Annotated in this window: 7 protein-coding genes; all 7 read left to right on the top strand. The window is 64.9% G+C overall.

What is annotated here, in order from left to right; genetic code table 11:
- A partial coding sequence (locus EOA24_RS18450) for a transketolase C-terminal domain-containing protein (RefSeq protein ID WP_281059889.1) occupies nucleotides 1–919 on the top strand: 919 nt, incomplete at its 5' end.
- A 155-nt stretch (nucleotides 920–1,074) separates the two neighbouring features.
- Nucleotides 1,075–2,085, top strand: coding sequence for a type I glyceraldehyde-3-phosphate dehydrogenase (gene gap, locus EOA24_RS18445; protein ID WP_126080833.1), 1,011 nt, complete (start codon nucleotides 1,075–1,077; stop codon nucleotides 2,083–2,085).
- A gap of 254 nt (nucleotides 2,086–2,339) precedes the next feature.
- Entirely contained in the window at nucleotides 2,340–4,229 is a 1,890-nt protein-coding gene (locus EOA24_RS18440; RefSeq protein WP_245466908.1) for a potassium/proton antiporter, read from the top strand.
- A 161-nt stretch (nucleotides 4,230–4,390) separates the two neighbouring features.
- Nucleotides 4,391–5,587, top strand: a complete 1,197-nt coding sequence (locus EOA24_RS18435; RefSeq protein ID WP_126080832.1) for a phosphoglycerate kinase — start codon at nucleotides 4,391–4,393, stop codon at nucleotides 5,585–5,587.
- Nucleotides 5,588–5,704: 117 nt separating this feature from the next.
- Nucleotides 5,705–6,730 (top strand): class I fructose-bisphosphate aldolase, encoded by a 1,026-nt coding sequence (locus EOA24_RS18430; RefSeq protein WP_127409968.1) that lies wholly within the window; start codon nucleotides 5,705–5,707, stop codon nucleotides 6,728–6,730.
- Between the two features lie 153 nt (nucleotides 6,731–6,883).
- Nucleotides 6,884–7,618, top strand: coding sequence for a thioredoxin family protein (locus EOA24_RS18425; protein WP_126080830.1), 735 nt, complete (start codon nucleotides 6,884–6,886; stop codon nucleotides 7,616–7,618).
- A 63-nt stretch (nucleotides 7,619–7,681) separates the two neighbouring features.
- Nucleotides 7,682–8,413 carry an SGNH/GDSL hydrolase family protein gene (locus EOA24_RS18420; protein ID WP_127258463.1) on the top strand — a complete coding sequence of 244 codons (732 nt, stop codon included), beginning with the start codon at nucleotides 7,682–7,684 and terminating at the stop codon, nucleotides 8,411–8,413.
- Nucleotides 8,414–8,734: the final 321 nt, after the last annotated feature.

Below are 8,734 nucleotides of genomic sequence, written 5' to 3'. Positions count from 1 at the left end.
CTCCGAAATGGCGCTGGAAGTCATCAACGGCGCGGTGCCGGAGACCATCGGCGGCTCGGCCGACCTCACCGGCTCCAACAACACCAAGACCAGCCAGACCAAGAACATCACGCCGGACGATTACGGCCAGCGCTATGTCCATTACGGCATCCGCGAGCACGGCATGGCGGCGGCGATCAACGGCCTCACGCTGCATGGCGGCCTGATCGCCTATGGCGGCACGTTCATGTGCTTCTCGGACTATGCCCGTCCTTCGATGCGCCTGGCCTCGCTGATGGGCATCCGCTCCATCTTCGTCATGACGCATGACTCGATCGGCCTCGGCGAGGACGGCCCGACCCACCAGCCGGTCGAGCATCTGGCGGCATTGCGCGCCATCCCGAACCACAATGTCTTCCGTCCGGCCGACGCGGTCGAAACCGCCGAATGTTGGCAAATCGCGCTGGAATCCGAAAAGACGCCGTCGACCCTGGCGCTGACCCGCCAGAACCTGCCGACCGTGCGCACCGAGCATTCGGCGAAGAACCTCTCCAGCCAGGGCGCCTATGAGCTCGCCGCGGCAAACGGCGAGGCCGTGGTGACGATCTTCGCCACCGGCTCCGAGGTCGAGATCGCGCTCGGCGCGCGCGACCTGCTCGAAAAGCACGGCCATCCCACCCGCGTCGTCTCGGTGCCCTGTTTCGAGCTGTTCGACCAGCAGAGCGATGACTACCGCAAGGAGATCATCGGCAACGCCAAGGTGAAGGTCGCGATCGAGGCCGGCATCCGCCAGGGCTGGGACCACCTGATCGGCACCGACGGCGTCTTCATCGGCATGCACGGTTTTGGCGCCTCCGGCTCGATCGAGCAACTCTATCCGCATTTCGGCATCACCGCCGAGGCCGCGGCAAAAGCGGTCGAGACTCGTCTGCACGGCTGACCGGCTGCGTCAATTCGCGGGGCCGCAAATAGGCGGCTCGGCCATGCTGGACTAACCTAATCGATTTAAGTTCGACCTTCTGCGGCTGGATTCTTTGGCTCATGGCCGCTATGAAGCAGCGGACCCAATCGCCCCCAGTCCCTAGGGAGAAAACAATGACCGTCAGAGTTGCCATCAACGGATTTGGCCGCATCGGCCGCAACATCCTGCGCGCCATCCATGAATCCGGCCGCAAGGATATCGACGTGGTCGCCGTCAACGACCTCGGCCCGGTCGAGACCAACGCGCATCTGCTTCGCTACGACAGCGTGCATGGTCGCTTCCCGCATGAGGTGACCGTCGACGGCGACCAGATCTCGGTCGGCAAGGAGAAGTTCAAGGTCACCGCGATCAAGGATCCGACCCAGCTGCCGTGGAAGGAACTCGGCGTCGACATCGCGCTCGAATGCACCGGCATCTTCACGGCCCGCGACAAGGCGGCCGCGCACCTCGCCGCCGGCGCCAAGCGCGTCATCGTCTCAGCCCCGGCCGAAGGCGCCGACCTCACCGTCGTCTACGGCATCAACCACGACAAGCTGACCAAGGACCACATCGTCATCTCGAACGCGTCCTGCACCACCAACTGCCTGGCGCCGCTGGCGGCGGTGCTGCATGAGACCGTCGGCATCGAGAAGGGCATGATGACGACGATCCACTCCTACACCGGCGACCAGCCGACGCTCGACACCATGCACAAGGACCTCTACCGCGCCCGCGCCGCGGCGCTGTCGCAGATCCCGACCTCGACCGGTGCCGCCAAGGCGATCGGCCTGGTCCTGCCCGACCTCAAGGGCAAGCTCGACGGCATCTCGATCCGCGTGCCGACCCCGAACGTCTCGGTGGTCGACTTGAAGTTCGTCGCCAAGCGTTCGACCACGCCGCAGGAGATCAACGAAGCGCTGATCGCCGCCTCCAAGGGCAAGCTCAAGGGCGTGCTCTCGGTCACCCATCACCCGAACGTCTCGATCGACTTCAACCACGATCCGCACTCCTCGATCGTGGCCCTCGACCAGACCAAGGTCATGGACGGCAATTTCGTCTCGGTGCTGTCCTGGTACGACAATGAATGGGGCTTCTCGAACCGCATGGGCGACACCGCCGTCGCCTTCGGCAAGACCATCGCCTGATCCAGGCTCGCTAAGCAGTTTCGAACGCCCGGCTCCGGCCGGGCGTTTTCGTTTTAGTCTCGGCGGTTCCGCATGCCGTGGAGATTAGCCGCAACACCAGTCGCTCCGCCCGTGGATGACGAGAGGAAAGCGGCTCCTCCATTTCCCCACGCCAGCAGAATCCAAAAAACCACGCTGTTGCCTTGCACTGGTCATGTCTTCGCCCCACTCTCCCGTAAATCGACAAATGAGAGGGACTTGAGGGGCACTGGCGGATGGAGCATGCGATCTATCTTGTGACGCTGGTCGGCACTGCGCTCATTGTTGCCGCCGCGTTTTCGAGCCTGATCGCCTTCCGCTTCGGCGCTCCATTGCTGCTCCTCTTTCTCTGCATCGGGCTTGCCACCGGCGTCGACGGCCTCGGCATCGAATTCGACAATGCGCGGCTGGCTTATTTTGCCGGCTCACTGGCTTTGGCCATCATCCTGTTCGACTCCGGTTTCGGCACCCCGCTCAACGCACTGAAGCAAGCGGCCGGGCCGGCATTGTCGCTGGCCACTATAGGCGTCATCCTGACCACCGGCATCTTCAGCGTCGCCGCCTCCTATTTTCTCAAGCTCAGCTGGCTGGAATCCTCCCTGCTCGGCGCCGCCGTCGCCTCGACCGACGCGGCCGCCGTGTTCTTCCTGCTGCGCGCCGGCGAGATCCATCTGCGCGAGCGCGTGCGTTCGACGCTCGAAGTGGAATCCGGCACCAACGACCCGATCGCCATCTTCCTCACCATCACCCTGGTCGAGATCATCGCCGCGCATGCAAACCCCGAGGCCAACGTGCTGGCCGCCAATCTCCTTCTTGGCTTTCTTGCCAATATGGGGCTCGGCGCCGTGATCGGCGTCCTCGGCGGCTTCGGCATCGTGCGTCTGGTCGAGCGGCTCAACCTGGATCACGGCCTGCTGCCGATCTTCGTGCTGACGCTGTCGCTGATGGTGTTTGCCGCCGCCGGCGCGGTCGGCGGCTCAGGCTTCCTCGCCGTCTACCTTGCCGGGCTGATCGCGGGCAATTCCGACATCCGCGCCGTCACCATCCTGAGGCGTTTCCAGGACGGCATGTCGTGGCTGGCGCAGATCATCATGTTCCTGATCCTCGGCCTGTTCGCCACACCCTCGCAGTTCCCGGCGATCCTGGTGCCGGCGGTGCTGCTCGGCCTGTTCCTGATCTTCGTCGCGCGGCCTTTGGCCGTCTGGCTCTGCCTGATCCCCTTCCGCCTGCCGCGTCCCGAGGTCGCCTTCGTGTCCTGGGTCGGCCTGCGCGGCGCGGTCTCGATCCTGCTTGCCATCACGCCGCTGCTCGGCGGCCTGGAGCATGGCCGCCTGATCTTCAACGCCGCCTTCATCATTGTGCTAGTGTCGCTGGTGGTGCAGGGCTGGACGGTCGGGCCGCTGGCGCGCCGCCTCGGCCTGATCGTGCCGGCGCGTCTCGGGCCCCTGGACAAGGTCGAGCTCGAACTGCCGGGCTCAGCCCATCACGAACTGCTTGCCTATCGCGTCGCACCCGGCAGCCCGGTGGCGCGCGGCGAGCGCATCCCGCGCTGGGCAAGGCCCTCGCTGGTGCTGCGCGACGGCCGCTCGATGCGCTTCCAGGACATGGGCCGTCTCACCGCTGGCGACCAGGTCTATATCTTCGTGCCGGATCGCTATCCGCGCCTGCTCGACAAGCTGTTCGCCAGCCGCGCCGTGGTCGACCCCGAGGACGCCGACTTCTTCGGCGCCTTTGCCGTCGATCCGGCCCGCTCCGCGGCGGAGCTGGAAGCGGCCTATGGGCCTGGCCTTACCGAGGCCGAACAGAAGCTCACCGTCGCGGCGCTCGTTACCGAGCGGCTCGGCGGCCATGCCGAATATGCCGACCGCGTGATGATCGGGCCGATCGAGCTGATCGTGCGCGACGTCGACGAGAAAGGCCGGATCACCGGGCTCGGCCTGTCCTTCGAGCCGACCGCGCAGGTGGCGCGCGTGCCGGTGTTCATGAGCGCCGGCGAGATCGGCGATCGCATAGCGGCGCTGATCCGCAACTGGCGCAGGCCGGTGGAAAAGCAGCCGGTCGAGGACGTGCCGATCGATCCCGTGGCGCCGGCACCGGGCGAGCAAAAGGCAACCGGCGAAGGCTGATGTCTCATGGCGACATCATTTTTGCGCGCGCGCTTTAACGCGGCTCTTGCATCGCCGCCGCTGCCGGGTAAGGTCCCCGCGTTTTCGCTAGAGCAATTCCATGAAAGATGTGGGCGGCTTTCCGTCCGGAATTGCGTCAACGCACCAGGAAGGAACGGATCATGGCCGGCTTCAAGACACTCGATGACATCGGCGCCGTCAGCGGCAAGCGCGTCCTGGTGCGCGTCGACCTCAACGTTCCCGTCGCCGACGGCAAGGTGACCGACGCCACTCGCATCGAGCGCATCGCGCCGACCATCGCCGAACTCTCGAAGAAAGGCGCCAAGGTCATCCTGCTTGCCCATTTCGGCCGTCCGAAGGATGGTCCGTCGGCCGAATTCTCGCTGGAGCCGATCGCCAGGGCCACGGCCGAGGTTCTCGGCCTCCCCGTCCGCTTCGCCGCCGACTGTATCGGCGACAAAGCCGCCGAAGGCGTTGCCGCCATGAAGGACGGCGACGTGCTGCTCTTTGAAAACACCCGCTTCTACAAGGCCGAGGAGAAGAATGACCCGGCCTTCACGGAAAAGCTCGCCGCCAATGGCGACATCTATGTCAACGACGCCTTCTCCGCCGCGCACCGCGCGCATGCGTCGACCGAAGGCCTGGCGCACCGGCTGCCGGCCTATGCCGGCCGCACCATGCAGGCCGAGCTCGACGCGCTGGAAAAGGGTCTCGGCAATCCGGTACGGCCGGTGGTCGCCATTGTCGGCGGCGCCAAGGTCTCGACCAAGATCGACCTTTTGATGAACCTGGTGAAGAAGGTCGACGCGCTGGTGATCGGCGGCGGCATGGCTAACACCTTCCTGGCCGCGCGTGGCACCGATGTCGGCAAGTCGCTTTGCGAGCACGACCTTGCCGGCACCGCCAAGCAGATCATGATCGAGGCGGCGGAAGCTGGCTGCGCCATCATCCTGCCCGCCGACGGCGTGGTGGCCAAGGAATTCAAGGCGGGTGCCGCGAGCGAGACCGTTGCCATCGATGCCGTGCCGGCGGACGGCATGATCCTCGATGTCGGCGCAAAGACCGTGCAGAGCGTTACCGACTGGATCGACCGCGCCGCGACCTTGGTGTGGAATGGCCCGCTCGGCGCCTTCGAGATAGAGCCCTTCGATCGCGCCACGGTGGCGGCGGCAAAGCACGCGGCCGCCCGCACCAAGGCAGGCAAGCTGGTCTCGGTCGCCGGCGGCGGCGACACGGTGGCCGCCCTCAACCATGCCGGCGTCGCCGACGACTTCACTTATGTCTCGACCGCCGGCGGTGCCTTCCTCGAATGGATGGAAGGCAAGCCGCTGCCCGGCGTCGAAGTGCTGAAGCGGTAAACAATCCGAGACAAGGCAAAGCCAGCGCGGCTTTCAATCGATTCGCGCTTTCCGGGGTCATTCCTTTGGCGATAATGTTCTGCTAGCGCGGAACAAACGCAGCGTAGGAGAGCACCCATGAGCGAACGTCTCGAAGATATCGCCACCGCGATGGTGAGCGGCGGCAAGGGCCTTTTGGCTGCCGATGAGAGCTCCGGCACCATCAAGAAACGTTTCGACGTCATCGGCGTCGAATCGACCGCCGACAACCGGCGCGACTATCGCGAGATGATGTTCCGCGCCAAGGAAGCGATGTCCAACTACATCTCCGGCGTCATCCTCTTCGATGAGACCATCCGCCAGAAGGCCGCCGACGGCACGCCGCTGGTCGACATCATCAAGGCGGCCGGTTCCATTCCGGGCATCAAGGTCGATCTCGGCGCCAAGCCTCTCGCGGGCTTTCCCGGCGACACCATCACCGAGGGCCTCGACGGCCTGCGCGAGCGGCTTGCCGATTACTACAAGCTCGGCGCCCGTTTCGCCAAATGGCGCGCGGTGATCGATATCGACACCGGCAAGGGCGTACCCTCGGCCAACTCGATCGCCTCGAACACCCATGCGCTGGCCCGCTATGCCGCGCTTTGCCAGGAGGCCGGCATCGTGCCGATCGTCGAGCCGGAAGTGCTGATGGACGGCGCGCATTCGATCGACACCTGCTACGACGTCACCAAGGCGACGCTGGTCAAGCTCTATGACGAGCTTTACGCGGCGCGCGTCGTGCTGGAAGGCTCGATCCTGAAGCCCAACATGGTCATCTCCGGCAAGAAGTCGGGCAGGACCGACAGCCCCGAGGAAATCGCCGAAAAGACGATAAAACTGTTCCGCGAAGTGGTGCCGGCGGCAGTGCCGGGCATCGCCTTCCTGTCCGGCGGGCAGGAGGACGAGGAAGCGACGGCCAACCTCAACGCCATCAATGCCATCGGCCCGCATCCGTGGAAGCTGACCTTCTCCTATGGCCGCGCGCTGCAGGCCGCGCCGCAAAAGGCATGGAGCGGCAAGGCCTCGAACGTCGCCGCCGGCCAGGCCGCCTTCACCCACCGGGCCTATATGAACCATCTGGCGGCGCTCGGGAAATGGCAGCCGGCGCTTGAGAAAGCCGCCTGACGCCATCTCTTCCAATTCCAACAGAAGCCCGGGCTCATGGCCCGGGTTTTGTTTTTTGCGGGCCGCGTTCCTACCTGAGCAGCGAAACAACGGCGACTGTGTCGGGTTGAGCCGATGTCGAACGTCCTTGGCGGGAGAGGACAGGAGATGGTCATGCAACGCAATGCCGTGGTTTCACGCGAGGACTGGTTCGAGGCACATCGCAATCATTTGGAACGCGAGAAGGAGCTGACACGCTTCCGCGACCTTGTCGCCGCCGAGCGGCGGCAGCTGCCCTGGTTCAAGCTGCGCAAGGATTATGTCTTCGAGAGCGAAGCGGGACCGAAGCGTCTTGGCGATCTCTTTGCCGGCAAGAGCCAGCTCATCGTCTATCATTTCATGATGACGCCGGGTTGCGACCACCGTTGCCAGGGCTGCTCGTTCCTCGCCGACCATATCGACGGCGCCAACCAGCATCTCAAGCACCACGACGTATCCCTGGTCGTCGTCTCGCGCGCGGCGCTGACCGAGATCCTGCCTTACAAGCAGCGCATGGGCTGGAAGTTCGACTGGGTATCGTCCTATGCATCGGACTTCAACTTCGACCTGCAGGTCTCCTTCACCGACAGGCAGATCGCGGCCGGCGACACGACCTACAATTTCGAGAAGCGACCGTTGCGGTCGAAAGACCTGCCCGGCACCAGCGTCTTCTACCGCGACGGCAATGGCGACATCTTCCTGACCTTCCTGTCGCGAGGCCGCGGCGGCGACGCGCTGATCGGAGCCTATCATTACCTCGACATGACGCCGAAAGGCCGCGGCGAGACCGGCCCCTATCACAACCTGATGGACTGGGTGCGCCTCCACGACGAATATCAGGACGAGGACCGGCCGGACTGCTGCGCGTGATCGTCTCGTTCACCTGGGCCTGAAGATGCGCTAAGGCTTCCCGCTGTTTTCAACGGATTTGCCATGCAGCGCCTGCTTGCCCTCCTCACCTGGCTCGCTTTCCCGGTCTATGTCTGGCAGGGCCTCGGCGTGCGCCGCCGCACCACGCGGATGCTGCCTGCGCGAGGCCCGGTGCTGCACGAAATACCGGGCAAGGCGCCATCCGTCGCGTTGCTGGTCCTGGGTGATTCCTCGGCAGCATCGGTCGGCATCGAGCAATCCGAACGCGGGCTAGCGGCGCGGCTTGCCGGCCTGATCGCCGAGCGAACCGGCCGAGCCGTGCGCTGGCGCGCCGCCGGCTTCAATTCGGCGACCTCCGGCCAGATCCGCGACCATGTCCTGCCCAATTTATCGGCCGATCCCTGGACGCATATCGTGCTCGCCATCGGCACCAACGACACCAAGAACTTTCACTCCGTGCCGCGCTTCAAGAAGGAGTTCGGCGGGCTGCTATACGCGCTGCGCGCCAAATGGCCGGAAGCGCGCGTTGTCTGGTCGCCGGTGCTGGAATTCACCCGCGCGCCGGCAATGCCGCCATTGCTGGGCCGGATCCTCGAGATCCGCGCCACGGAAATGAACCGCATGGGCGTGCGGCTCTGCAACGAGCGCGGCGCCGTGCCCGCCTCGCGCCTGCCGATCACCAATCCCGATGCCGGCTTCGCGTCCGACGGCTTCCACGCCTCCGAGGCAGGCTATCGCGCCTGGGCCGAGCATCTGCTGGATTTCGTCATGGGTAACTGCGCTGAGGTACGTTGAGATTCAGGTCAGGGCGAGCCGAGAATTGCGACTTCCGAGATCGCAGGCTTGTCGGGCAAGGCTATCAGCGTCCATTTGGGGTAGTCAGCGCAAACGCTGGCGATGAGCTGGAGGCTCCCGAACTTCGTCATTCCAGGGCGGAGCAAGGAGCGAAGCGACGCGCGCAGACCCTGGAATCCATGCCGTTACCTGGACCGAAATGTGCAACGGTGCAGAGTTCTGGACCGCCGCGGCGCTTCCAAGTCACGGCAGGGATCCTCGGGTCTGCGCGCGTCGCTTCGCTCCTCGCTCCGCCCGTGGTGATGACGACCGCGATAAGCG

Origin of the sequence: Mesorhizobium sp. M2A.F.Ca.ET.039.01.1.1, assembly GCF_003998035.1 — a bacterium.
In the GTDB taxonomy this organism is placed as follows: Bacteria; Pseudomonadota; Alphaproteobacteria; order Rhizobiales; family Rhizobiaceae; genus Mesorhizobium.
The sequence above is the reverse complement of the archived record's forward strand: the minus strand, read 5'-3'. Positions and strand labels throughout refer to the sequence as shown.

Excerpts from the sequence above, each read along its gene's own strand:
- EOA24_RS18440 (WP_245466908.1), top strand. The coding sequence starts at position 2,340 with ATGGAGCATGCGATCTATCTTGTGACGCTGGTCGGCACTGCGCTCATT.
- EOA24_RS18430 (WP_127409968.1), top strand. The coding sequence starts at position 5,705 with ATGAGCGAACGTCTCGAAGATATCGCCACCGCGATGGTGAGCGGCGGC.
- EOA24_RS18420 (WP_127258463.1), top strand. The coding sequence starts at position 7,682 with ATGCAGCGCCTGCTTGCCCTCCTCACCTGGCTCGCTTTCCCGGTCTAT.
- gap (WP_126080833.1), top strand. The coding sequence starts at position 1,075 with ATGACCGTCAGAGTTGCCATCAACGGATTTGGCCGCATCGGCCGCAAC.
- EOA24_RS18425 (WP_126080830.1), top strand. The coding sequence starts at position 6,884 with ATGCAACGCAATGCCGTGGTTTCACGCGAGGACTGGTTCGAGGCACAT.
- EOA24_RS18435 (WP_126080832.1), top strand. The coding sequence starts at position 4,391 with ATGGCCGGCTTCAAGACACTCGATGACATCGGCGCCGTCAGCGGCAAG.